This window comes from Maribacter algae (assembly GCF_047345745.1).
Taxonomy (GTDB): Bacteria; Bacteroidota; Bacteroidia; order Flavobacteriales; family Flavobacteriaceae; genus Maribacter.
On sequence record NZ_JBLFES010000004.1, the window covers coordinates 14,682 to 39,385 of the forward strand.

Sequence of the window (24,704 nt, forward strand, 5' to 3'; positions counted from 1 at the left end):
AGTACTTTGATTTTAACTAAGGAAAGAAGGTTCTTTTAAGGAATATTCAAGGAAATCCAGCAATCATTGGAAATTCAAAATCCAATAAAAAGACAAGTTCTAACTGGGACTAAAAAGAAAATAGCATGTGCGCCCTATTTCGATTTTAACTGACGCTTACCCATCTGGACACTATAAAATCGAAACAGGATCCCGCGCGGTCAAGTTATGGTAAGATTTGAGGATGGGCTTTTAAATTTAAAAGTTGACCACTTTATCTAAAGCCTCGTCCTGTTCATCATTCATAAAATTAGCCTGATAAGAAATCGTAGTGGTTATCGAGGAATGACGATACAACTTCTGTAGCATTTGAATCGGGATTTTATCTCCCGAGATATTACCAAAGGTGTGCCTGGCAATATGCATACTTAAATTTTTATCTATTCCTGCCTTTTTGGCAATGCGTTTAAGATGTCGGTTAAAATTTCTAGTTGTAGTCTTGATTCTAGTACGCAGCTGTTTCGCATTATTAAAATCAGTGTTTCGAAGCTCCTTAAAAACAAACTCTTCCGAATCATTTGATGACTCTCTATAGATATTCAAAATCAACTTAGCTTTAATCGGTATTCTTAAAGAAACACGTTTATCATTCTTGCTCATACGGTAATGCAACCGATCATCACTGAAATCACTCCATCGTAACTGAATTATATCTGTTATTCGAATTCCAGCAAAATAAAAGCTTAAGAGCCAGACGTTCAATGCGTGCTGCTGGGCCTCGGTCAGGCCAACTGCATTTTCCAAAAGTTGAACCTCCTCAACGTTTAATCCGACCTTTTCTGAGTCTGGAAATTTAATCTGATACTTTCCACGACCGAATGGATAATTATTCCTTTCGGCAATAGATTCAGCAATGGCCAAATTATAAATGGTTCTAATAGGAATTATATAGTTCATTACAGTCCGAAATGCCAATCCTTTTTTGTGAAGAAGATGTGTTTCAAACCTACGAAGTAAATTAACCGTTATACTATTGAAAGGTAATTCTTGATGTTTGGTGAATTCCAAAAATCGATCAATTCTACTTTTTTCATTGTCATATCGGTGGAATTGTTTTCTATTTCGAAGGTTTGCGAGATATAATTCTGCCACGGAATAAAAATCATGCCTGTTCTTATTCTGAATATTATCCTTTATAGTTTGAACGGATTTATACTCCTTAGAAATTTCCGATTCTAGAAGTTTACTATTTACTTCAGATACCCGTGTTAAAATCAATTGATTTAAATGGGCAGAATTGGGATGTGAACGCTTTACTTTGCACTTGACTTTATCCCACAATTTTTTCTCGATATACTGACCTGTATAAATGAAAGATGACCTACGATTTTTAGTTATCCGAATGGCAATTGGATATTTATCGTGTGAATTTTTCTTATTTCTGAGGACAGCTTGTACCGTTGCCATAACTTATCTTTATTTTAAAGATACAAAATCTTAGGTACAACATAGGTACAACATTTATTGCTTTTAGACCCTATTATTTGATATCAAACAAGATTAAAATATTCATAACTAATTGAATATTAGTGTATTTGAATTATTTTGATAACATGTGTCGTCTTTTTCATAACCCGGAGGCCGAGGGTTCAAGTCCCTCTCTCGCTACAAAAAAGACCATCATTTTTATGATGGTCTTTTTGTTTCTTGAATGTTATAGTGATGTTATTTTAATTTCTTCTTAACAAAACCAAGATCAATACCGGTACCTAGTTAGTCCCCAAAATTGTACTTTTGCAACTTTGCTATGAATTCATGATCAACTACGAAGAAAATATAGAGGTTAGAGGAGCCCGTGTTCACAATCTCAAAAATATAGATGTTACCATTCCAAGGGGAAAATTGGTCGTTATTACGGGCCTTTCAGGGAGTGGGAAATCATCTTTGGCCTTTGATACGATTTATGCCGAAGGGCAACGCAGGTATATTGAAACATTTTCGGCGTATGCACGTCAGTTTTTAGGCGGGTTGGAAAGACCTGATGTGGATAAAATCGACGGCCTCTCCCCAGTAATCGCCATTGAACAAAAGACCACCTCAAAATCCCCTAGGTCTACTGTGGGCACTATTACGGAAATTTATGATTTTCTTAGGCTCCTTTTTGCCCGTGCAGGCGATGCGCACAGCTACAATACGGGAGAAAAAATGGTAAGTTATAGCGATGAGCAGATTAAAGATTTGATCATCGAGTCCTATCGGGACAAAAAAATAAACGTACTTGCTCCTGTAATTAAATCCAGGAAAGGACATTATAGGGAACTCTTTGAGCAAATTGGAAAGCAGGGTTTTGTAAAGGTCAGGGTAGATGGTGAAGTAAAGGATATTGTCAAAGGCATGAAAGTGGACCGCTATAAGACCCACGACGTTGAGATTGTCATTGATCGCCTAAAAGTGGTTGAAAATGAAGATTTGCACAAACGCTTGGCCGAAACTATCAATACGGCTATGTATAGTGGTAATAATGTATTAATGGTTTTGGAAGAAGGTACAGACGAGCCCAGGTATTTTAGCCGGGACCTAATGTGCCCTTCCACGGGCATCTCTTACCCCACTCCTGAACCCAATACGTTTTCGTTCAACTCTCCCAAAGGAATGTGCTCCCACTGCAATGGTCTGGGCCATGTGTATGAAGTAAACGAAAAGAAAATTTTCCCGGACAAAAAACTATCTATCAAAAAAGGCGGAATTGCGCCTTTGGGGGAATACAAAAAATCCTGGGCTTTCAAACAGATAGAAACCATAGCCCAAAGATTCAATTTTGAACTTACAGATGCCATCTCGTCCATACCAAAAGAAGCGATGGATATTCTGTTAAATGGAGGAAAGGAAAGCTTTGAAGTAGATTCTAAGGCATTAGGTGTAAAGCGAAGCTATAAAATTGATTATGAAGGCATTGCCAACTTTATAAAAAGTCAATATGAGGATGCGGAGTCTACTTCAATAAAAAGATGGGCTAAGGATTATATGGATAAAATCGAGTGTCCGACCTGCAATGGTGCTCGACTCAAAAAGGAATCGCTCTATTTTAGAATAACTGATAAGAATATTGCTGACTTGGCCAATTTCGATATTGCCGAACTATCCGATTTTTTTCAAGGGCTTGAAAAACAGCTTGGTGAAAATCAACTGAAAATAGCGGAAGAAATCATAAAGGAAATTAGGACTAGAATCAAATTTCTTTTAGATGTTGGGTTAGATTACCTTTCGCTGAACAGAAGTTCTAAATCCTTGTCCGGAGGAGAGGCACAACGTATTCGCTTGGCCACACAAATCGGTTCCCAGTTGGTAGGCGTACTCTATATCCTGGACGAGCCCAGTATTGGTCTGCACCAACGTGACAATACACGATTGATCAAATCCCTTGAATCTTTGCGGGATATCGGTAATTCGGTCATTGTGGTGGAACACGATAAGGATATGATAGAACGCGCAGACCATGTCATTGACATTGGACCTAAAGCCGGTAAACACGGAGGAAATATTATTTCGGAAGGAAGCCCTTCGGAACTCAAAAATTTTCGGACTTTAACGGCCGATTATATAAATGGCGTCAAAGAAATTGCCGTTCCCAAAAAGCGGAGAAAAGGAAACGGGAAAAGCATCGTCCTATCCGGATGCACCGGTAATAACCTAAAAAATGTCACCTTAGAATTTCCGTTGGGAAAAATGATAGGGGTCACCGGTGTTTCCGGAAGTGGAAAATCGACCCTGATCAACGAGACACTCTATCCCATTATGAACGCCCATTATTTCAATGGGGTCAAAAAACCTATGCCCTATAAGAAAATCAAAGGGCTGGAACATATAGATAAGGTCATAGATATTAATCAATCCCCTATCGGTAGAACACCTCGCTCCAATCCGGCTACGTACACAGGGGTATTCAGTGAAATCCGGTCGTTGTTCACCAAAACCCCGGAAGCATCCATACGAGGTTACAAACCTGGAAGATTCAGTTTTAATGTGAAGGGAGGTAGATGTGAAACTTGCCAAGGGGGTGGATTGCGCGTCATAGAAATGAATTTCTTGCCAGACGTATATGTAGAATGCGAGACCTGTAACGGGAAACGCTTCAATAGAGAAACTTTGGAGATTCGCTACAAAGGAAAATCTATTGCAGATGTGTTGGAAATGACCATAAACGAAGCGGTTGAATTCTTTGAATTGATTCCTAAAATACATCGTAAATTAAAAACCATTCAAGATGTAGGTCTGGGATATATTTCTTTGGGACAGCAATCTACAACCTTATCCGGTGGCGAAGCACAACGAATAAAACTGGCAACAGAACTATCAAAAAGAGATACGGGAAATACCTTTTATATTTTAGATGAGCCTACCACTGGACTTCATTTTGAAGATATTCGTGTTTTAATGGAAGTTTTGAACAAATTGGCAGACAAAGGAAACACCGTCCTTGTAATAGAGCATAATATGGATGTCATTAAAATGGTGGATTATATTATCGATATTGGATATGAAGGAGGGCGTTCCGGAGGGCAGTTGGTGGCCAAAGGAACACCGGAACAGGTGAGCAAGGACAAAAAAAGTTATACGGCATCCTTTTTGAAGAAGGAACTAGAATAAAATAAGTTTATGAGAAAAGAACAGCATCACAAAGGATGGAACGAGATTAAAACCAATGACTCATGGGCCATTTTTAAAATTATGGGCGAGTTTGTAAACGGTTTTGAAAGAATGAGCCAGATAGGACCTTGTGTTTCTGTCTTTGGTTCGGCCCGTACCAAACCGGATGAAAAGTACTATCAATTGGCGATTGATGTTGCCAAAAAATTGGCAGAATCCGGTTATGGAGTCATTACCGGCGGAGGACCAGGTATTATGGAAGCGGGGAACCGAGGGGCAAATCTTGCGGGAGGTACTTCCGTAGGTTTGAATATAGACCTACCTTTTGAGCAGCACGATAACCCCTATATAGATGATGATAAAAGTTTGGATTTTGATTACTTTTTTGTCAGAAAAGTGATGTTCGTAAAGTATTCCCAAGGATTCGTAGTCATGCCAGGTGGCTTTGGTACCTTGGATGAACTTTTTGAAGCCATTACCTTGATCCAGACCCAAAAAATAGGAACATTCCCTATCGTGTTGGTCGGTACGGAATATTGGAGCGGTCTATTGAGTTGGATAAAAAATACGATGTTGGAAGCCAAAACAATCAGTGCTTCGGATTTAGATCTTATCAAATTGGTAGATTCCCCACAGGAAGTTGTTGAAATTATTGATGCGTTCTACAAAGGACACACCATGAGTCCTAATTTTTAAGTTAAGATTTGCAGACGATTTCCCTGAAAAAAATAGCGTTATTCCTTTTGTTGTTGCTTTTAACGACGCAAGCCACAGTTTCCCAGTACGAAACAAAGCTACAGGTACGCCTCAATGAACATACCAAGGAATTGGACATAAAACAGGAATTCGTTTATTACAATAATTCCAACTATACCTTGGGCCTTATTTATTTTAATGATTGGGCCAATTCCTATTCCAGTAAAAAAACCCCCTTGGCCAAACGCTTTGCGCAAGAGTTTAAAAGAAGTCTGCACCTGGCCAAAAAAAGCGAACGGGGTTATACCACAATTGTTAGCGTTGTAGACAATGATTACCAAGGGCTGCAATGGGAACACACAAAAGAAAAGGATATCTTAAAAGTTAGGTTGGACAAACCTTTGCCCCCAAAAACTTCTACAAAAATTTTTATAACCTACACGGTAAAACTTCCTCCCAATAAATTTACTGCTTACGGTTATAACAAAGACGGTAGTTATTATTTAAAGGATTGGTATATTACCCCGGCAGTATATGATGGGAAATGGCACTTGTATTCGAATAAAGATTTAGAGGACCTTTACACGAATATGACCAAAACGGTCATCAATTTTTCATATCCGGACAGTTTATATTTAACCACCAATTTTGATAAGGTCGATGAAACGTATTATCCAAACGGGCAATTTGTAACGCTACAGGCCGATAAAAGGAAAAGTGCCGAACTTATTCTCCAAACCGAAAAAAGGTTTACCACTCATATTACCCCTCAAATGACCGTAGTCACTGATATTTCACCGCCAAGATACAGCCCTGTTGAGCAAGGCATATCCATAAATAAGGTCACGGCATTTATAGAAGAAAATCTAGGGAAGTTCCCACATTCCAAATTGGTAGTGAGCCAAATGGATTATCAAAAAAACCCTTTATACGGCTTAAACCAACTCCCCTCCTTTATACGTCCTTACGAGCAACAATTTCAATTTGAAATGCAGTTCCTAAAAACGGCCCTTACAGCAATCTTAAAGGAAACGATGTTTTTGGACCCAAGAAAAGAACAATGGTTGAATAGTGCCATTGCCAATTACTTGATGATTGCCTATGTGGACCAGTACTTTCCGGATCAAAAACTATTGGGAAAGCTCTCTCGCATTTGGGGAGTGCGTAGTTTTCACTTGGCTAAAATGGGATTCAATGAGCAATATCCGTTTTTATATAATCTGATGGCCCGTACAAATAGGGACCAACCATTGGACACTCCTAATGATTCCTTGCTCAAATTCAACCAGAAAATCGCAAATAAATATAAAGCAGGCCTTGGTTTGGCCTATATGGCCAATTATGTGGGAAAGGATAAGGTGGACGAAAGTATCAAGACCTTCTTCAAGTATTACCAAATGAACAAAGTCAAAGTGTTGGATTTTGAGTCCATTCTTAAAAGAGCAACGGATAAGGATATTGACTGGTTTTTTAAAGAATATGTTTCTACGGACCGAAAGATAGATTTTAAAATAAAGGATATTGAAAAGACCGATGATTCGTTAAAAGTCCTGATTAAAAATAAGGAGCGTACCAATGTTCCCATTTCTATGTTCGGGCTTAAAAATGATTCCGTTATTTCCAAATATTGGTTTAAGGATATTGATAGTTTAAAAACCTTCACCATTCCAAATAACAAAGAGGATAAATTGGTGCTGAATTATGACCAGAAAATCCCGGAGTTCAATCAAAGGGATAATTGGAAATCGGTAAAAGGCTCAATTTTTGGTAACAAGAAATTGCATTTTACTTTTTTTAAGGATTCCGAAAATCCCTATTACAACCAAGTATTTTATGTTCCGGTACTCAACTTTAATATTTATGACGGATGGACCCCTGGAATGAGGCTCTACAATAAGACTTTATTGGAAAGACCCTTTGTCTATGATTTTGCTCCCTCCTACTCTTTTAGGGAAAAAGCCTTTGTGGGCTATGGTAAGTTCAGTTACCGTAAATACTTGAGCAAAAGCGGACTTTATGTGGCCAATTATTCCATAAATGCCTCTACATCGCACTTTAACGTCAACTCAAGAGTGGTCTCGGTTACACCGTCAATCAGTTTTGGCTTTCGCCCTGCAGATTTAATTTCAAACAAGCGTGAATTTCTTTCCTTCAGATATCTCAATATTTTCAGGGACTTTGCCGATAATTCCCTAAACGACTCTTTTGACCCGGACAATCCGGATTATCGTGTTTTCAATGCGCGCTATATCAACAGGGACAATGATATTCTAGATTATAAATCATGGTTTTTGGATTTCCAATTGGCCGGTAATTTTAGCAAGCTCTCCTTTGAATATGAATATCGAAAGTTATTTGAAAACAACAGGCAATTGAACCTGCGTTTCTTTGCAGGTAAGTTTCTGAGCAACAAAACAGATTCCGATTTCTTCAGTTTTGCACTAGATAGACCTACGGATTATTTGTTTGATTACGGATATTTGGGCAGATCGGAAGATTCAGGTATTTACAGTCAACAAATTATCATAGCGGAAGGTGGGTTTAAATCTTTTTTGGACCAACGCTACCGCTTCTCAAACGATTGGTTGGCCACTACCAATGCAAGTTTTAACCTGTGGCGATGGATTGAGCTTTATGGCGATCTGGGACTCGTAAAAAATAGAGGGTTAGATGCAAAATTTGTTTACGATTCGGGGGTTCGCCTGAATCTAGTGACCGACTATTTTGAACTGTACTTTCCATTGTATTCAAATAACGGCTGGGAAATCGCACAACCTGATTACGGGGAAAAAATTCGCTTTATAGTGACCGTGGATATCAAAACAATAACGGGTCTGTTTACGAGAAGATGGTTTTAATTGTTATATTCTTAAAAAGAAGATTAAAATAAGTTGAATTTATACAAATTCAATAATTAATCATCAATATCCTTAACAAATATTTATTTTTTTAAGACATTTTACTATTGCTAAAACCCATTTGTTTAAGTATTTTTGCAGAAATTCCAGCATAAATGAAAGTATCTTCCAAAACGAGCAGTGATATTTCTTTTGAAGATTTTAAAGTGCAAATCATAAGTGATTATGAAATTGCTTTTCAAAGTAGAACCTGTAGCTTGTTGGGAAGAAAAGAGGTACTTACCGGTAAGGCAAAATTCGGAATTTTTGGAGACGGTAAGGAACTACCGCAATTGGCCATGGCCAGAGCTTTCAAAAATGGGGATTTTAGAAGCGGTTATTACAGAGATCAAACCTTTATGATGGCGCTGGGCCTCTTACGGCCCAAAGATTTTTTTCATGGGCTTTATGCCACTGCGGATATTGAAAAAGAGCCTATGAGTGCCGGAAGGCAGATGGGAGGTCATTTTTTAACCTATAGTTTAAATGCGGATGGTACCTGGAAGGACTTGACAAAGCAAAAGAACACTAGTGCTGACGTTTCATGTACCGCTGGCCAAATGCCGCGATTATTGGGATTGGCACAGGCATCAAAGATTTATAGGAGTTTGGACGGTCTGGACAGTGCCAAATTTTCCATTGAAGGCAATGAAGTTGCCTGGGGTACCATTGGCAACGCCAGTACCAGTGAGGGAATGTTTTGGGAAACCATTAATGCCGCCGGTGTTTTACAGGTGCCCATGGTAGTGAGCATCTGGGATGATGAATATGGGATTTCCGTGCCTGCCAAACACCATACCACCAAAGAGGACATCTCTAAAATTTTATCGGGATTTCAAAGAAACGAAAAGGAAAAGGGATTTGAAATACTGAAGGTCAACGGTTGGGACTACACTGCATTGATGCATGCCTATGAAAATGCATCGGACATCGCCAGACAGGACCATGTGCCCGTTGTAATTCACGTTAAGGAACTTACACAACCGCAAGGCCACTCCACATCCGGTTCCCACGAACGCTATAAAGACGATGAGCGTTTGGCATGGGAACGTGACAATGACTGTAATAAACGATTTAGGGAATGGATCTTAGAATCGGGTATTGCGAATGATGATGAGTTGGATGCACTTGAGAAAAAAATAAAAAGAACGGTCAGGGAAGCTAAAAAAGAGGCTTGGGCAGAATTTTTGGAAGAGCATATTATAGCAAAAAGAACTTTGGTTCAATTATTGGAAAAAGTAGCTCCGAAAAGCCCGAATAAAAATTTTCTCACCAAGATCAAAAATGATTTAATAGCGGTTGAGGAGCCCTTGAAAAAGGATTTGGCCGTTGCTTCCAGAAAATCGCTTCGCTATTTAATTGGGGAAGGTTCTAATGAAAAAGATGCGCTCGTTCATTGGACCACTACATTTTTAGGAGCATCACAATCAAAATTCAGTAGCCATCTTTATAGCGAACAGCCCAATAAAGCAACCAACATAGGTGCCGTTGCCCCAAAATATTCAAAAGACCCAGAGTTTGTAGATGGGAGAATAATCTTGAGGGACAATTTTGACCAACTTTTTGATAAATATCCTAACGCACTGGTTTTTGGCGAGGACACAGGTGCCATTGGCGATGTAAATCAGGGCTTGGAAGGGCTTCAGGAAAAATATGGGGAACTCCGTATTGCAGATACGGGAATACGCGAAACTACAATAATAGGCCAAGGAATGGGAATGGCTATGAGAGGGCTCCGCCCTATCGCCGAGATTCAATACTTGGACTATATTTTTTATGCTATGTCTACGTTGACCGATGATTTGGCTACACTGCATTACAGAACAGCGGGAAAACAAAAAGCACCCTTGATTGTCAGAACCCGTGGCCATCGCCTTGAGGGTATTTGGCATTCAGGCTCGGAAATGGGAGGACTCATTCACTTATTACGCGGAATGTACATCTTGGCGCCAAGAAATATGACACAGGCTGCAGGATTTTATAATACGCTCCTAAAGGGTGATGAACCCGCCTTGGTCATAGAAAGCTTGAACGGTTATCGTTTAAAAGAACCAAAACCTACCAATTTGGGAGAGTTTTGTACGCCTATAGGGGTAGTGGAAACCGTTAAGGAAGGAATAGATATTACTATTTTATCCTATGGCTCTACGCTCCGAATTGTAGAACAGGCTGCCAAAGAACTTTTAGAAGTTGGCATAAATGCAGAAGTAATAGACGCACAAACACTTTTACCGTTTGATATTCAACACGATACCGTGAAAAGTCTCCAGAAAACAAATAGGATTTTAGTAGTCGATGAAGATGTTCCCGGGGGTTGTTCCGCGTATTTACTTACAGAAATATTGGAGAAACAGGGAGGTTATCAATATTTGGACAGTGCTCCACAAACCTTGACCGCCAAAGCGCACAGACCTGCATATGGGACGGATGGCGACTATTTTTCCAAACCCAATGCCGAGGACATTTTTGAAAAAGCATACGCCATTATCCACGAGTCAGACCCGGAAGATTATCCCAAATTAAGATAGTTGACAATTTTTGTTTAAGAGGATACACATTTTGCTTCGGTAACTTACTTTGTTTTATCAAAAATTAAACAAAACCAGAAAAAATCAATATTTTTAAGTCAATTAATGAACACTGGCAATGAAAACTTCCCTCTTAAAAGATTTTGGTTTAGCATTTTTTAGAATAGCATTTTCTGCAATGATGCTTACCCACGGACTTCCTAAATTCCAGCAACTGCTTTCCGGGAATTTTGAGTTTGGCAACCCCATAGGCATTGGACAGGCACCATCTCTTTTTTTAACCGTTATTGGTGAATTTTTATGTCCTATTTTGATTATCATTGGATTAAAGACTCGTTTGGCCGCTATCCCCACGGCGATTACCATGTTGGTTGCAGCGTTTATCGTTCATGGTCCCGATCCGTTCGGTAAAAAAGAAATGGCACTGCTCTATTTGGTCGCTTTTATTGCGATAGCTTTAATGGGACCCGGAAAATTCAGTATTGACCGAAAGTGATCAGATAATTTTTACTAACAGCTCCTTTAGGAGGTCGGATTGGGTTTGACTGTTTGCCCCTACCCCTTTTCCTTTTAAATCCATTTCACGAAGTGAAGAAATAATTTTACTCACTCTTTTCATAGGATAATTTCTTGCCGCGGTCTGAAACTCGCTCACAAAATATGGGTTTATCCGAAGGGCACTGGCCACACTCTTTGGAGAATGGTCCTTTAATCCGTGATATTGTAATAGTTGACTAAAAAAGGAATGTAACAACGTAACGGTCAATACAAACGGATTGTCTTTTGGGTTTTGGGCGAAATAAGTAATGATTTTTGTTGCCTTCACTACATTACGTTCCCCAATAGCTTTCTTCAGTTCAAAATTATTGTAATCCTTACTGATGCCGATATGTTCTTCAATATGCTTGGGCGTAATTTCAGTTTGTTTTGGCAACACCAGCTTTAGCTTTTCCAGTTCATTATTGATGCGGCTCAGGTCCGTTCCCAGATATTCCACGAGCAATATGGCCGCTTTGTGGGATATGGAATATCCGCTAGAAAGGAGGTTTTTCCGCAACCATTCCGAAACTTGGTTCTCATATAACTTCTTGCTTTCAAAAATCACCCCGTTTTTCTGGATGATTTTATAGAGTTTTTTACGCTTATCAAGTTTTTTATACTTGTAACACAGCACAAGGACCGTAGTCTCTTGCGGATTTTCGGCATAACCGGACAAGTTCTCGATAGTTCGGGATAAATGCTGCGCTTCCTTAACAATGACCACTTGCCTCTCGGACATCATAGGGTATCGTTTGGCGTTGCTCACCAAATCATCAATGGAGACATCCTTACCATACAAAACCATTTGATTGAATCCCTTTTCTTCCTCAGTGAGTACTTCGTTGGTAATAAAATCCGATATCTTATCAATGTAATAGGGCTCTTCCCCAAAAAGGAAATAAATAGGCCTTATGATTCCTTTCCTAATATCGTTAACTATCTGTATTGCTTCATCCATTCGGAAAAAATCATCAAATTTGTGTTATGATAGCGCTAAGCTTTCCCAACTATAGCTTCCGGCTCAAAAATAGTCAAAATAAAACCCTCATTTTTGATGAAATAAGGAAAAAATTTGTGGTACTAACTCCTGAAGAATGGGTACGGCAACATGTGTTACACTATCTTGTTCAGAACAAAAAATATCCAAAGAGTATTATTAATGTCGAAAAACAAATTGAAATAAACGGACTCAAAAAAAGATACGATATGGTTGTTTTTAATCCTGATGGAAGCATTGCCATACTGGTAGAATGTAAGGCACCCAGTATAAAAATAACCCAAAATGTCTTTGATCAGATTGCCCGCTATAATCTGGACGTGAACGCAACTTTTCTTATGGTTACCAATGGTTTGCAACACTATTATTGTCAAATATCGCAGGAATCTAAAAAATATCATTTCTTAAGGGATATTCCTGATTTTAGCCGTTAATTTGCCAACGTTTTGAGAATAGCCGTAGTCATATTGAATTGGAATGGAGAGATTCTTTTGGAACGCTTTCTCCCTTCCGTATTGAAATATTCTTCCACAGCCGATATTTATGTGGCCGATAACGCCTCTACCGATGAATCTGTGCTATTTCTCAAAAAAAACTATCCGCAGGTAAAGATTATCCAAAATATCGCTAACGGTGGTTTTGCAAAAGGGTACAATGATGCTTTGGAATATGTAGATGCCGATGTCTTTTGTCTTTTAAACTCTGATGTAGAGGTGACCGAAAATTGGTTGGTTCCCATTGAGGCTCTTTTTCAAGAAAATCCCGAAGTAGCCATTGTACAGCCCAAAATATTGGACCTGTTAAAAAAAGACCATTTTGAATATGCCGGGGCGGCCGGTGGTTTTATAGACCAATTCGGCTACCCATTTTGCAGGGGAAGAATTTTTCAATCTTTGGAAAGGGATAACGGGCAGTATAATGATATTACCGAAATATTTTGGGCCACTGGCGCCTGTATGTTCGTTAGAAGTACTGCCTTTAAAGAACTAAATGGTTTTGATGCCGATTATTTTGCGCACCAAGAAGAAGTGGATTTTTGTTGGAGGGCCAAAAACCATGGGTATAAAGTATATTACAACGGCACCTCCAAAGTATATCATTTAGGAGGTTCCACGCTAAGCAACATGAATCCCAAAAAGACCTATTTGAATTTTAGGAATTCACTGTTTTCCATCACTAAAAACCTACCGTTCAAAAAAGCGTTCGCAATTATTTTTGTCCGTTTGGTACTCGACGGGATTGCTGCATTGCGATTTATATTTCAATTTCGATTTAAGCATTGTTTTGCCATTCTTAGGGCTCATCTCAGTTTTTATAGGCAATTCCCCAAGATGTACAAGAAACGTGAAAAGACTAAATTTTTATTAAAATACTACACTGCAAAGTCCATTGTGTGGTCGTACTTCGTAAATGGGATAAAGAATTTTAACATTTTAGTAAAAGATTAACTAAGAAGAGCAACCATCGAATTTCAAAATATATAATTTTGAAGTCGCTTAATTACGAAAACATTTTAAATAACAAACATTAATATAGTTAACAATTATGAAGAAAATCATTTTAGGATGTCTAGGAGCAACGCTTTTATTATCTTCTTGTGTTTCGAACAAGAAATATGCGGATCTTGAGGCAAAACAAAAAGAGACGCAGGATTTACTTAACTCCGCCACCGTAAAATTAAACGACTGTTTGGATGAAAAAGCCACAGCTTCTGCCAGGCTTCAAACTTTGGAGGACCAGAATGCGTTCTTAAAGGCCAACAATCAAGAGCTTATCAACAACATGGGCAATTTAACGACCTTAACGACCAAAGGTGCGGAAAACCTTGAAAAGTCTTTGGAGAGCCTACAGGAAAAAGATTTGACCATTCGTAAGTTGAACGATGCCATCACCAGAAGAGATTCCGTTAATCTTTCCTTGGTACAGAGCTTAAAAGGCGTGTTGGGCAATTTGGATGATGAGGATATTGAAATCAGCGTTGAAAAAGGTGTTGTTTTTGTCTCTATTTCAGATAAGCTTTTGTTCAGTAGTGGTAGCTACAGAATATCTAAAAGAGCGAAAGATGTACTTGGAAAAGTAGCCAAAGTAGTCAATAACAAGCCAGATTTCGAATTTATGGTTGAAGGTCATACAGATGACGTACCTTACAAAGGAAACGGTACCTTATTGGACAACTGGGATTTGAGTGTTAAACGTGCCACGGCTGTTGTTAGAATTTTACAGAACGATTTTAACGTAGACCCAAAACGTATGACCGCTGCCGGTAGATCTGAATATGTACCGGTATCTTCTACTGAAAAATCTAAAAACAGAAGAACCCGTATTGTAGTGCTTCCAAAAATTGATCAGTTCTATAGCATGATCGAAGAAGGGATGAAAGACCCTGCAATAAATAACAAATAATAGTTAAGACTAAAAGTCTTTGATTGTATTGGAAAGAGTGCTTGAAAAATCAAGCACTCTTTTTTTGGTATCAATCTAAGATAAATGGGTTCGAAAACCCGTTTGTGAAATATTAAATAATATCCAAATTCCCCTTCCCTTCCCTGATAATTTCTGGGTAACCGGTCGATAAATCAACTATCGTGGAAGCCATGTTGCCTCCATACCCGCCATCAACAACAATATCTACCAAGTTTTCCCATTTTTCATAGATCAGTTCGGGATCTGTGGTGTATTCCAAAACATCATCATCATCACGTATGGAAGTTGAAACAATAGGATTTCCCAATTCCTCTACTAGGGCCTTGGTTATGGAATTATTGGGAACGCGAATACCAACGGTCTTCTTCTTTTTAAATACTGTGGGCAAATTATTGTTTCCATTGAGAATAAAGGTATATGGGCCCGGTAATGCTCTTTTTAAAATTTTGAAGGTAGGTGTATCTATCTGTCTGGCATAATCGGAAAGATTGCTTAAATCCGCACAAATAAAGGACCAATTGGCCTTGGCCAGCTTAATCCCTTTTATTCTCGCTATCTTTTCCAAGGCCCGGGTATTCATGATATCGCAACCCAAACCGTAAACGGTATCGGTCGGATAGATGACCAGTCCCCCTTTTCGGAGCGTATCCACAACCCTCTTGATTTCTTTGGGATTGGGGTTCTCTTCGTATATTTTAATGAATTCTGCCATTGTCCATACCTAAAGTACGAACAATTTGGTTTTCATAGTTAAGACTTTGCGGATAATATGAACTCTATAAAACTATAAACCCTGACTAAGAAAAGCACCTATCAATCTCTTTTAATGTCTTTCAAATCTCCTGAAGTACTGAGCGTCTCCATATCGTTTGTCGTCAGTACGTAATACATGCTGTTATCATAATTGGCTTTGATGTCAATATTCTTGACGTCACTCAATTTATTGGTTTCGTACTTATTGTAGTTCACATAGATACTGTCCTTAAAAACCTCCAAAATCTTGAAGGTGGAATAATAATTCTGTTTTGTTCTGAACGTGTACACGTCATACATGGCCGGTTGTTCTACCAAAGTAGCGATGCGTTCTTTGTCTTTTTTATTTGAATATCCCGCAAACACGATAAGCAGGGCTATGATGGCCAGACCGGAAAACTTCCATATCGGTGTTTTTACACTGCCTTTAAAATTACTGTAAGCCAGCTGCGCGTCGTTGCCCAATTCACTCTTTTTGAATCCTTTGTGGCAATGCTGACACTCAAAAATAGCGGTTTTACCAACTGGGAATAAGGGAATCCAAAAGATGTGCACGTGACGGCCATAAACACTTACTGTCATTTTATGTTGCGATTCGCAATTCGTACAACGTACGTTGGGCAAGGAGGCGGATTTTAAATGGGTGGATCGGGTTCCGTATACAATCATAATAATCGGTTTTAAACAAAACGAAAGAAATAGGTTGGGTATTGTAAACGTATTTCAATTCGTTTTAAAATTGAACATTACAATATGACTACAAAGAAATTGCGAAAACCTATAAAAGTATTCCCCGAAAACAGGGATTTTAGGTTACTGGAAATTGGTTAATTAACGTTAGTTTGCTTTATTTACCAAGTTTCTTTTATATCTCTCACCCTATCTACAAATGTCGAAGAATCAATTTGGTATGTCCCGAACCTTTCTCTAAACTTTTCCGATATTCGGTTTATCCAACTTGAATAACCATCCATACCTTCAGACTCGACTACATCCATTGCAAAGTCATTATCGTTATAGTAGTCCTTTTTCGAAATCTGCTCAAAATTATCAGTAGAAATACAAAAACCCCACTTCACACAAAGGTCAGTGAGGAGATATATTAATTCGCGCTCCATTGGAGAGGTATCTTTTGGTACTTTAAATCCCATTTAATTTTTATTACACTTAACAGTCTCAGATATGATTTCGTGTTAGATAATTTCCAACTGAGATTGTCTTTATGAAATCCAGTGTTTTGTTCGTCACTAAACTTAAGTTAACAATAATGTCGCAATGAATTATAGTCCCTATCGTATGCAGTATTTTTTTACAGATTTAAATATCGTACAACTATAAATACTATCAGTATTATAACGAACTAAAATAAAAATCCTAACATTTTAACTTCGGAAGCTTGCTTTGCCTTTTTGTCAAATCCATATTTTTCAAATCGCTGAAACTCCGATTCAGTAAAGTGATCTTTTCTCCAGCTAGGATTTGGTGTGAAAAAAGGTAGAAAGAAAAAAGAAATCCATTCGTCTCGGTTTAATGACTCATCCTTTCGTTTAGATTTAAATTTAGAATATTTTAAATATTCCAATTCTTCAACCTTAAGTTCTTCTTGTGTCAAGTTCCGCTTTTCCAATTCTAATTTTGCCCTTTCCACCAGCGTTCTATTTTGTTCATTTTTTATCAAGTCCAAAAGTTCGACATTAGTGTATCGGTAGATTTTTTTGTCAGTCATGAAGGATTTGGTTTATATTACATAAAGCAATTTTCTAAGCAAATTATTAAGTATATATTTTTAATCACAACTCAAGAAATTACCTCCAATTTTGCAAAACGCAGCAAGAGCTTTTTAATATCGCCTTTATCAAATTGTATTTCAGCTTTTTTATCGTTTCCTACCCCTTCCAATTTCAGTACACGACCGCGACCAAAACGGGTATGATTCACCACGGAGCCTTCTTCTAGATTAGGGTCAATCGTATTCGTATTCCCAACAGGAACGCCCAATTGCGGTTTAATTTTACGCAATTTTTTTAATTGGTTTTCATTGGGTTTTCGCGTGGTGGGCGCTACTCCGCTAACCGGTTTGGTTTGCCGCAGTTTGCTTTTGTCCACATCTCCAAAAATATCCACATCAATGAGCGATTTATAGCGGTATCCGCCATCAACCGGCGTCAGGTTTTCCACATATTGTTCATCGATTTCCTCCAAAAAGCGACTGGGTTCCGCGTCTATCAATTTACCCCAGCGATAGCGGTTTTGTGTATAGGTAAGAAAGGCCTGTTTTTCGGCACGGGTCAGGGCTACATAGAACAAACGGCGTTCTTCTTCCAATTCGCTACGGGTGTTCATGCTCATCGCAGAGGGGAACAAATCTTCCTCCATCCCCACAATATACACATAGGGAAACTCCAATCCCTTGGCCAAGTGTATGGTCATCAGGGCTACGCGGTCATCATCACCCGTATCTTTGTCCAAATCGGTTGCTAAGGCTACGTCTTCCAAAAATTCGCTGAGTGCTCCCGTAGCATCGGCAATTTCTTTTTGTCCCTCTACAAAATCCTTGATACCGTTGAGCAATTCCTCAATATTTTCCATTCGGCCAATGCCCTCTGGCGTACCATCCTTTTTAAATTCCAGCAGAATTCCCGTTTTTTTGGAAATATGCTCCGCAAGCGTAAAAGCATCGGTGCCTTCGTTCATGACCTGAAAGCTTTTGATCATGGTCACAAAATCTTCCAACTTACGCTTGGTACCTGCGTTTATTTTTAAATCGATTTTCGAGATATTCTCCATCACTTCAAAAATGGAGCGATTATAATGGTTGGCGGCCACTATCAATTTATCAATGGTCGTTTGACCAATACCTCGGGCAGGGAAATTAATGACCCGTTTTAAGGCTTCCTCATCTTTTGGGTTGATGACCAAGCGCAAATAGGAAAGCACATCCTTTATTTCCTTCCGTTGATAGAAAGAAAGTCCGCCATAAATACGATAGGGAATATCACGCTTTCGTAGCGCATCTTCAATAGCCCTGGATTGGGAATTGGTCCGGTACAACACCGCAAAATCCCCATTGCCCATTTGCTGCTGCATCCTATTCTCCCAAATGGAACCGGCTACATAGCGACCTTCCTCAGCATCGGTGACGCTTCGGTGTATTTTTATCCGTCCCCCATCGTCATTGGCCGTCCAAACCACTTTTTCAAGTTGATTTTTGTTTTTGGCGATGATGGAGTTTGCGGCATTAACGATATTCTTTGTGGACCTATAATTTTGCTCCAAGCGGTACATGCCCACATTATCATAATCCCGCTGAAAATTGAGAATATTACTAATGTTCGCCCCGCGGAAAGAGTAAATACTCTGCGCATCGTCCCCCACTACACAAATATTCTGAAAACGGTCCGCCAACGCCTTTACAATCAGATACTGTGAGTGGTTGGTATCTTGATACTCATCTACCAGAATATATCTAAAACGGTCCTGATACTTCATCAACACATCCGGAAAACGCGTCAACAATTCGTTTGTACGCAGCAAGAGGTCATCAAAATCCATAGCCCCGGCCTTAAAACAACGGTCTACATAATTTTGATAGATATCCCCCACCCGTGGCCGTTTTGCCATCGCGTCGGCCTCCATCAACTCCGGGTTGTTAAAATAGGCCTTTACGGTAATGAGACTGTTTTTAAAGGAAGAGATTCGATTCTGTATCTGTTTGTATTTATAGATATCCTTATCCAGCCCCATTTCCTTGATAATTGAGGTAATGAGTCGCTGGGAATCCTGCGTATCATAAATGGTGAAATTGCTGGGGTAGCCCAATTTGTCCCCATCAAATCGCAACAGTTTGGCAAAAACGGAATGGAAGGTTCCCATCCATAAGTTTTTTGCTTCGGAGGCACCAACAATGTCCGCAATACGTTTTTTCATCTCACGTGCGGCCTTGTTCGTAAAGGTCAGGGCCAAAATATTAAAGGAGTCTACCCCCTGCTCCATCAAATAAGCAATCCTATACGTAAGTACCCTGGTCTTCCCGGAACCTGCACCGGCAATGACCATTAACGGGCCATCCTTATGCAAAACGGGTGCCTTTTGGGCATCGTTCAATTCATCTATAAATGCACTCAATCTAATTTCCTTTTAAGATGTGAATTTAGCCATAATCGCCCTATGGCGAAAGCGGTAGTTTTCAGAATTATAAACAATGCACGGTATTTCTTTTCAATTTGAATATATTTAGCTTTCAATAGCTGATTCAATGACAAAAAATAATATTAATGGAGTTCTTCTTTGCGCTATAGTTTTTCTTTTTGGTAACTACATTAATGCACAGACCAAAAATACCGGTCCTATCATCAAGGATTTTGGTAAGGTTTGGAAGGTAGATGCTCCTGATTATGCATTGGACACCACTAAAACATACAAAGCGGTTTTTGATATTATGAATTCCCCTGAGGACGTTGGCGAACTGAACCGAAGCATAGAGACGGCCGCCCGATTTTTGAATATGCATGCCCAAAGCGGAATCCCGTTGGAACAGCTGAAAGTAGCCTTGGTCGTGCATAACAAAGCCTCCAAAGATGTGATTACTTCCAAAAATTACAAGAAAAAATACGGCATTGAAAATCCGAACGAAAAACTCATAACCGATTTAATCGGTGCCGGAGCAGAAGTCATATTCTGCGGACAGTCCTCCATGTCCAGAGGTTTTCCGAAGGAAGAATTGATAGATGGTGTACAATTATCATTATCCGCCATGAGCGCACTCATACAATTACAGAACGAAGAATATAGACTAATCAAATTTTAAATCCAATGAAATATCTATTATTAGGTACTGCCCTATTGCTAAGCACTGTTGCTTTTTCTCAAAGTAAAATCGATAAACAAATTGATAATATTGAAAAAAAGGTTATTGAATGGCGAAGGGATATTCACCAAAATCCAGAGTTATCAAACCGGGAATTTGAAACGGCAAAAAAGGTAGCAGCTCATTTAAAATCCTTGGGAATCGAAGTACAGACAGGTGTGGCACATACCGGAGTTGTGGGCATATTAAAAGGTGGTAAACCGGGCAAAGTGGTGGCTTTAAGGGCTGATATGGATGCTTTACCGGTTAACGAGCGTGTTGACCTTCCTTTTAAGTCAACTGTAAAAACTACTTATAACGGAAAAGAATCCGGAGTTATGCATGCCTGCGGTCATGATACGCATGTTGCTATTTTAATGGGCGTTGCAGAAGTGCTTTCCAAGAACAAAAAAGATATTAAAGGAACTGTAAAGTTCATTTTTCAACCAGCCGAAGAGGGTGCGCCCAAAGGTGAAGAAGGTGGTGCCAAATTAATGGTCAAAGAAGGCGTTCTTAAAAATCCCGATGTAGATGCTATTTTTGGCTTGCACATTAGTTCTGGAACACACATAGATAATATTAATTACAAGCCAGGAGGCATTATGGCTGCTGCACAACGCTTTGAAATTAATGTGAAAGGAAAACAAGCACATGGCTCCAGGCCTTGGCAAAGTATTGATCCCGTAGTAGCCTCTGCACAAATAATTATGGGCCTACAAACGATTGTAAGTAGAGAAACTGAGCTTACAAAAGAAGCAGCTGTAATATCTGTGGGAATGGTCAATACGGGAATCAGAAATAATATTATTCCAGAATCGGCCACCATTATTGGAACGATACGAACTTTAGATTACGATATGCAAAAGAAATTAAACGATCGTATGAAAGAAATGGTTCCTGCCATTGCCAAGGCATATAAAGCTGAGGCAACCATAGAAATTAACGAAGGGGCAGCCATTACTTATAATAATGAAGAATTAGTAGCTAAAATGCTACCTACTTTGCAACGAGCGGCAGGAAAAGATAAGGTTCATTTAATTGATGCCATTACCGGAGCAGAAGATTTTTCATTTTTTCAAGAAAAAGTGCCAGGTTTTTACTTCTTTCTAGGAGGAACGCCTTTGAATATGAAGGAGTCCGATGCGCCATCACACCACACCCCTGATTTTTTTATTGATGAAGATGGAATGAAATTGGGTGTAAGAGCATTGACGAATCTGACATTTGATTATTTGAATAGTAAATAAAGTAAGCCTATGTCCTCTTGAGCGAAGTCGAGAGGTCTCTAGTAAATATGAAACTGTTTGAAATAGGTCTCGACTACGCTCGACCAGACACCTTACTATCATGCAAGATATTCTTAACTTTTTAGATAACATTCCTTGGTGGGCCTATGTCCTACTTTTTTTGGTACTCGTTTTTATATGGGATGTCTTTATCCAAAAGCGACACACCATCAAGCATAATTATCCCATAGTGGGACATTTGCGCTACTGGTTGGAAAGCATAGGGCCAGAAATGCGCCAATATTTTGTAGCCAACAATCGTGAAGAGCTACCCTTTAATAGGATTGAAAGAGGATGGATCTACGCCTCGGCAAAAAAGGAAAATAATTACGAAGGCTTTGGTTCGGACCGGGACTTCTATGCCCATCAACATATTTTCGTAAAAAATAGAATGATGGCGTTTAACGTTCCGGAAGGTCATCCGAACAAAGAAAATCCAACCTTTTTACCCTGTGCCAAGGTCATGGGTGCCTACCATAAGAGAAGAAAACCGTATCGCCCGGCAAGTGTCATCAATGTTTCCGCCATGAGTTTCGGTTCCTTGTCGGCAGCAGCTATAGAAGCGCTGAACAAAGGCGTAGGCATAGCGGGCGGGTATCACAATACTGGAGAAGGCGGATTATCGCCCTATCACAAACAGGGCGGTGATGTAATTTTTCATTTTGGAACAGGATATTTTGGTGTTCGCACGCAAGACGGTAATTTTTCCATGGAAAAAATGAAGAAATTGGTAGAAGAAAATCCATGCATCAAAGCCATTGAAATAAAACTTTCCCAAGGGGCAAAACCGGGTAAGGGCGGCGTGCTTCCCGGGGCCAAAATTACACCTGAACTTGCGGAGATAAGGGGTGTAGAAGTCGGTAAGGATGTTCTCTCCCCCTCTACGCACAAGGCATTTAGCTCCGTTCCCGAACTTTTGGCGCTTATTGAAGCTATCGCCGAGGAAACAGGACTCCCTGTAGGAATAAAGGGTGCCATCGGAAAATTGGACCAATGGGAAGAATTGGCCGATTTGATGATAAAAACGGGGAAAGGCCCTGATTTTATTTCTGTTGACGGTGGCGAGGGAGGAACCGGAGCGGCACCCCCCAGTTTTGCAGATCATGTTTCCTTACCATGGGTCTACGGGTTTTCAAGCTTGTATAAAGTTTTCTCCGAACGTAAACTCACGGAGCGGATCGTTTTTATAGGTAGTGGGAAACTTGGTTTTCCCGCAAAAGCGGCAATGGCCTTTGCCATGGGAGCAGATTGTATTAACGTAGCGCGGGAAGCTATGATGAGCATTGGCTGTATACAGGCACAGGTTTGCCATACCAATAAATGTCCTGCGGGAATAGCCACTCAAAAAAAATGGTTGCAAAACGGAATCAATATTCCGTTGAAATCCGAACGTTTGGCCCAATATTTTAAAACATTCCGAAAGGAGTTTCTGGAAATTACCCATGCTTCGGGTTATGAGCATCCATGCGAATTTACCATGGACGATATTCAGGTAAACGTAGACGACAACGATTTAAATCGCAGTTTGGCCTCGGTCTACGGGTATCATAAAACCAAAGTTGACTTTAAAGGAGTTCAAGAATTAAAAGACTGTTCGTATCTTGGTAGCCGAAACTAATTAGATATTCCCATGAAGAGAATTATACTCCCTACCCTACTTTGTATACTTTGTTTTGCTTCGGTAGAAGCACAAAAGAAAAGTGAATTGATAGCCCAGAATCAGGATTTAAAATTTCAGTTAGATTCCATAAAACGAACCATTTCCGGGGCCATGAAAGATAAAAAAATAGCGGAATTAAAAACGGCCGAATTTGAAAGTCAGGTTTCCGAACTACAAGAAGCCAATGCCACATTGCTCAAAAACCTCAACAATTTTGCGGCCTTATCCAGTCAAAACTCTAAAAATATCAATAAAACATTAGGGACTTTGGAACGGAAAGAAGCGCAATTGAAAGGAATTGTGGATGCAATTGCCGGTAATGATTCTACAGCGGTCGTGGTTTTGACCAGAGCAAAACAGATCCTGGGCGAAAACGCAAAAGTGAGTGTTTCTGACGGAACCGTAATCCTGAGCGAAAAAATGGATTTCTTCTTTGAAGGTGGTCTTGGCACCGTTTTGCTGGAACCCACCAAGGATTGGTTGGCAAATTTAGCAAAACTGTTAAACGCAAACCCCAATATTCCTGTTACGGTTGAAGGTCTTAGTATTACAGGAGAATTTGATGTCGCGCTTTCCCAAGCTGCCACTGTAACTGCTGCCCTGATTAAGGAACATGGCGTTTCCGGCAATAATATAACGGTGGCTGCCGGTGATGGAGGATTTTCGGAATCCTTGCGGGTAAAAATCCATCCGGATTATAAAGCGTTCTATGATAAGGCCAAGGCCGATATGAAGAATTAAAAAAATATGTATTTCATCGATTAGCTATTATACTAATTGAAAGAAATGGCCGTTCTACTAGCATAAATCAACACTAATTACACTAAACTAGTACGAATGAGTTCTGACCAAATTTTTCAACTTTTTGCTTATTTATTACCTTCTGTTGTAACAGGAGCCATTGCATTTTATTTTTTTAGAATGCACACCAACAATGAAGAGGGCCGCAGACGCTTTCTTTTGCACAAAGACTCACAAAAAGATGTTCTGCCCGTTCGCTTACAGGCCTATGAGCGTATGGCCCTTTTTTTAGAGCGTATTTCCCTACCTAATCTTGTGGTACGTGTAGCACCAACTTCCAGCAATAAATCGGAATATGAAAATCAATTGATCAAAAGCATCGAAACGGAATTTGATCATAACCTTTCACAGCAGATTTATATGACGGACGAATGTTGGAACATCATCAAAGCCGCAAAAAGTGCTACGATACAAATGATCAGAAAAGCCGCTATGAGCGATACCGATTCTGCCGATAAACTCCGAGAGGATGTTTTGACCGAAACAATGGAAAAATCTTCACCGTCCGCAACAGCCCTATCTTTTGTAAAAAAAGAAATTGGGGATTTGTGGTAGACTTTGGTTAGCAGTTAGCAGTTAGCAGTTAGCAGAAAAAATATTTGAAAACTATAATTACAAATAAATTTGATACGAATCACTCTGTACTTAAT

20 protein-coding genes are annotated in these 24,704 nt (G+C 39.4%); 13 read left to right on the forward strand and 7 right to left on the reverse strand.

What is annotated here, in order from left to right:
- Nucleotides 1–237: 237 nt before the first annotated feature.
- Entirely contained in the window at nucleotides 238–1,446 is a 1,209-nt protein-coding gene (locus ACKWBX_RS14635; RefSeq protein ID WP_413969463.1) for a phage integrase SAM-like domain-containing protein, read from the reverse strand.
- 348 nt (nucleotides 1,447–1,794) lie between these two features.
- Here ACKWBX_RS14635 and uvrA point away from each other — a divergent pair, with 348 nt between their 5' ends.
- The 5 genes from uvrA (at nucleotide 1,795) to ACKWBX_RS14660 (ending at nucleotide 11,243) form a co-directional block, all read left to right on the forward strand.
- Nucleotides 1,795–4,626 (forward strand): excinuclease ABC subunit UvrA, encoded by a 2,832-nt coding sequence (uvrA, locus tag ACKWBX_RS14640; protein WP_413969464.1) that lies wholly within the window; start codon nucleotides 1,795–1,797, stop codon nucleotides 4,624–4,626.
- A gap of 9 nt (nucleotides 4,627–4,635) precedes the next feature.
- Nucleotides 4,636–5,322, forward strand: coding sequence for an LOG family protein (locus ACKWBX_RS14645; RefSeq protein WP_413969465.1), 687 nt, complete (start codon nucleotides 4,636–4,638; stop codon nucleotides 5,320–5,322).
- A gap of 8 nt (nucleotides 5,323–5,330) precedes the next feature.
- Nucleotides 5,331–8,180 (forward strand): gluzincin family metallopeptidase, encoded by a 2,850-nt coding sequence (locus ACKWBX_RS14650; RefSeq protein WP_413969466.1) that lies wholly within the window; start codon nucleotides 5,331–5,333, stop codon nucleotides 8,178–8,180.
- Nucleotides 8,181–8,335: 155 nt separating this feature from the next.
- The gene (locus ACKWBX_RS14655) at nucleotides 8,336–10,747 is read left to right on the forward strand and encodes an alpha-ketoacid dehydrogenase subunit alpha/beta (protein ID WP_413969467.1); all 2,412 of its coding nucleotides are present in this window, start codon (nucleotides 8,336–8,338) and stop codon (nucleotides 10,745–10,747) included.
- A gap of 118 nt (nucleotides 10,748–10,865) precedes the next feature.
- Nucleotides 10,866–11,243 (forward strand): DoxX family protein, encoded by a 378-nt coding sequence (locus tag ACKWBX_RS14660; RefSeq protein ID WP_413969468.1) that lies wholly within the window; start codon nucleotides 10,866–10,868, stop codon nucleotides 11,241–11,243.
- Here ACKWBX_RS14660 and holA read toward each other — a convergent pair whose 3' ends face one another.
- On the reverse strand, nucleotides 11,244–12,245 hold the full coding sequence (holA, locus tag ACKWBX_RS14665) for a DNA polymerase III subunit delta (RefSeq protein ID WP_413969469.1): 1,002 nt from the start codon (nucleotides 12,243–12,245) through the stop codon (nucleotides 11,244–11,246).
- 26 nt (nucleotides 12,246–12,271) lie between these two features.
- On the opposite strand from holA, the gene ACKWBX_RS14670 reads away from it, so the two are divergent.
- From ACKWBX_RS14670 to ACKWBX_RS14680, 3 genes are all read left to right on the forward strand, one after another.
- Complete coding sequence (locus ACKWBX_RS14670; RefSeq protein ID WP_413969470.1) at nucleotides 12,272–12,718, forward strand: type I restriction enzyme HsdR N-terminal domain-containing protein; 447 nt, start codon at nucleotides 12,272–12,274, stop codon at nucleotides 12,716–12,718.
- 12 nt (nucleotides 12,719–12,730) lie between these two features.
- Nucleotides 12,731–13,732, forward strand: coding sequence for a glycosyltransferase family 2 protein (locus tag ACKWBX_RS14675; RefSeq protein ID WP_413969471.1), 1,002 nt, complete (start codon nucleotides 12,731–12,733; stop codon nucleotides 13,730–13,732).
- Between the two features lie 97 nt (nucleotides 13,733–13,829).
- Complete coding sequence (locus ACKWBX_RS14680; protein ID WP_413969472.1) at nucleotides 13,830–14,687, forward strand: OmpA/MotB family protein; 858 nt, start codon at nucleotides 13,830–13,832, stop codon at nucleotides 14,685–14,687.
- A 112-nt stretch (nucleotides 14,688–14,799) separates the two neighbouring features.
- Here the strand turns inward: ACKWBX_RS14680 and ACKWBX_RS14685 are convergent, their stop codons facing one another.
- From ACKWBX_RS14685 to ACKWBX_RS14705, 5 genes are all read right to left on the reverse strand, one after another.
- Entirely contained in the window at nucleotides 14,800–15,420 is a 621-nt protein-coding gene (locus tag ACKWBX_RS14685; protein ID WP_413969473.1) for an L-threonylcarbamoyladenylate synthase, read from the reverse strand.
- Between the two features lie 101 nt (nucleotides 15,421–15,521).
- Complete coding sequence (locus tag ACKWBX_RS14690; RefSeq protein ID WP_413969474.1) at nucleotides 15,522–16,130, reverse strand: zinc-ribbon domain-containing protein; 609 nt, start codon at nucleotides 16,128–16,130, stop codon at nucleotides 15,522–15,524.
- Between the two features lie 182 nt (nucleotides 16,131–16,312).
- On the reverse strand, nucleotides 16,313–16,612 hold the full coding sequence (locus ACKWBX_RS14695) for a hypothetical protein (RefSeq protein ID WP_413969475.1): 300 nt from the start codon (nucleotides 16,610–16,612) through the stop codon (nucleotides 16,313–16,315).
- Between the two features lie 209 nt (nucleotides 16,613–16,821).
- Nucleotides 16,822–17,187, reverse strand: coding sequence for a hypothetical protein (locus ACKWBX_RS14700; RefSeq protein WP_413969476.1), 366 nt, complete (start codon nucleotides 17,185–17,187; stop codon nucleotides 16,822–16,824).
- A gap of 71 nt (nucleotides 17,188–17,258) precedes the next feature.
- Nucleotides 17,259–19,586 (reverse strand): ATP-dependent helicase, encoded by a 2,328-nt coding sequence (locus tag ACKWBX_RS14705; RefSeq protein ID WP_413969477.1) that lies wholly within the window; start codon nucleotides 19,584–19,586, stop codon nucleotides 17,259–17,261.
- 130 nt (nucleotides 19,587–19,716) lie between these two features.
- On the opposite strand from ACKWBX_RS14705, the gene ACKWBX_RS14710 reads away from it, so the two are divergent.
- From ACKWBX_RS14710 to ACKWBX_RS14730, 5 genes are all read left to right on the forward strand, one after another.
- Complete coding sequence (locus tag ACKWBX_RS14710; protein WP_413969478.1) at nucleotides 19,717–20,268, forward strand: DsrE family protein; 552 nt, start codon at nucleotides 19,717–19,719, stop codon at nucleotides 20,266–20,268.
- A 5-nt stretch (nucleotides 20,269–20,273) separates the two neighbouring features.
- Entirely contained in the window at nucleotides 20,274–21,554 is a 1,281-nt protein-coding gene (locus ACKWBX_RS14715) for an amidohydrolase (protein ID WP_413969479.1), read from the forward strand.
- A 100-nt stretch (nucleotides 21,555–21,654) separates the two neighbouring features.
- Nucleotides 21,655–23,211 carry an FMN-binding glutamate synthase family protein gene (locus ACKWBX_RS14720; protein ID WP_413969480.1) on the forward strand — a complete coding sequence of 519 codons (1,557 nt, stop codon included), beginning with the start codon at nucleotides 21,655–21,657 and terminating at the stop codon, nucleotides 23,209–23,211.
- 12 nt (nucleotides 23,212–23,223) lie between these two features.
- Entirely contained in the window at nucleotides 23,224–23,994 is a 771-nt protein-coding gene (locus tag ACKWBX_RS14725) for an OmpA family protein (RefSeq protein WP_413969481.1), read from the forward strand.
- A 96-nt stretch (nucleotides 23,995–24,090) separates the two neighbouring features.
- A complete protein-coding gene (locus ACKWBX_RS14730; RefSeq protein WP_413969482.1) occupies nucleotides 24,091–24,609 on the forward strand; it encodes a DUF7935 family protein in 519 nt (172 codons plus the stop codon).
- The last annotated feature ends 95 nt before the right edge of the window (nucleotides 24,610–24,704 follow it).

Bases quoted from the DNA above. Each gene is read 5' to 3' on its own strand.
- ACKWBX_RS14635 (WP_413969463.1), bottom strand. From the start codon at position 1,446: ATGGCAACGGTACAAGCTGTCCTCAGAAATAAGAAAAATTCACACGAT.
- uvrA (WP_413969464.1), top strand. From the start codon at position 1,795: ATGATCAACTACGAAGAAAATATAGAGGTTAGAGGAGCCCGTGTTCAC.
- ACKWBX_RS14645 (WP_413969465.1), top strand. From the start codon at position 4,636: ATGAGAAAAGAACAGCATCACAAAGGATGGAACGAGATTAAAACCAAT.
- ACKWBX_RS14655 (WP_413969467.1), top strand. From the start codon at position 8,336: ATGAAAGTATCTTCCAAAACGAGCAGTGATATTTCTTTTGAAGATTTT.
- ACKWBX_RS14660 (WP_413969468.1), top strand. From the start codon at position 10,866: ATGAAAACTTCCCTCTTAAAAGATTTTGGTTTAGCATTTTTTAGAATA.
- holA (WP_413969469.1), bottom strand. From the start codon at position 12,245: ATGGATGAAGCAATACAGATAGTTAACGATATTAGGAAAGGAATCATA.
- ACKWBX_RS14670 (WP_413969470.1), top strand. From the start codon at position 12,272: ATGATAGCGCTAAGCTTTCCCAACTATAGCTTCCGGCTCAAAAATAGT.
- ACKWBX_RS14680 (WP_413969472.1), top strand. From the start codon at position 13,830: ATGAAGAAAATCATTTTAGGATGTCTAGGAGCAACGCTTTTATTATCT.
- ACKWBX_RS14685 (WP_413969473.1), bottom strand. From the start codon at position 15,420: ATGGCAGAATTCATTAAAATATACGAAGAGAACCCCAATCCCAAAGAA.
- ACKWBX_RS14690 (WP_413969474.1), bottom strand. From the start codon at position 16,130: ATGATTGTATACGGAACCCGATCCACCCATTTAAAATCCGCCTCCTTG.
- ACKWBX_RS14695 (WP_413969475.1), bottom strand. From the start codon at position 16,612: ATGGGATTTAAAGTACCAAAAGATACCTCTCCAATGGAGCGCGAATTA.
- ACKWBX_RS14700 (WP_413969476.1), bottom strand. From the start codon at position 17,187: ATGACTGACAAAAAAATCTACCGATACACTAATGTCGAACTTTTGGAC.
- ACKWBX_RS14710 (WP_413969478.1), top strand. From the start codon at position 19,717: ATGACAAAAAATAATATTAATGGAGTTCTTCTTTGCGCTATAGTTTTT.
- ACKWBX_RS14715 (WP_413969479.1), top strand. From the start codon at position 20,274: ATGAAATATCTATTATTAGGTACTGCCCTATTGCTAAGCACTGTTGCT.
- ACKWBX_RS14720 (WP_413969480.1), top strand. From the start codon at position 21,655: ATGCAAGATATTCTTAACTTTTTAGATAACATTCCTTGGTGGGCCTAT.
- ACKWBX_RS14725 (WP_413969481.1), top strand. From the start codon at position 23,224: ATGAAGAGAATTATACTCCCTACCCTACTTTGTATACTTTGTTTTGCT.
- ACKWBX_RS14730 (WP_413969482.1), top strand. From the start codon at position 24,091: ATGAGTTCTGACCAAATTTTTCAACTTTTTGCTTATTTATTACCTTCT.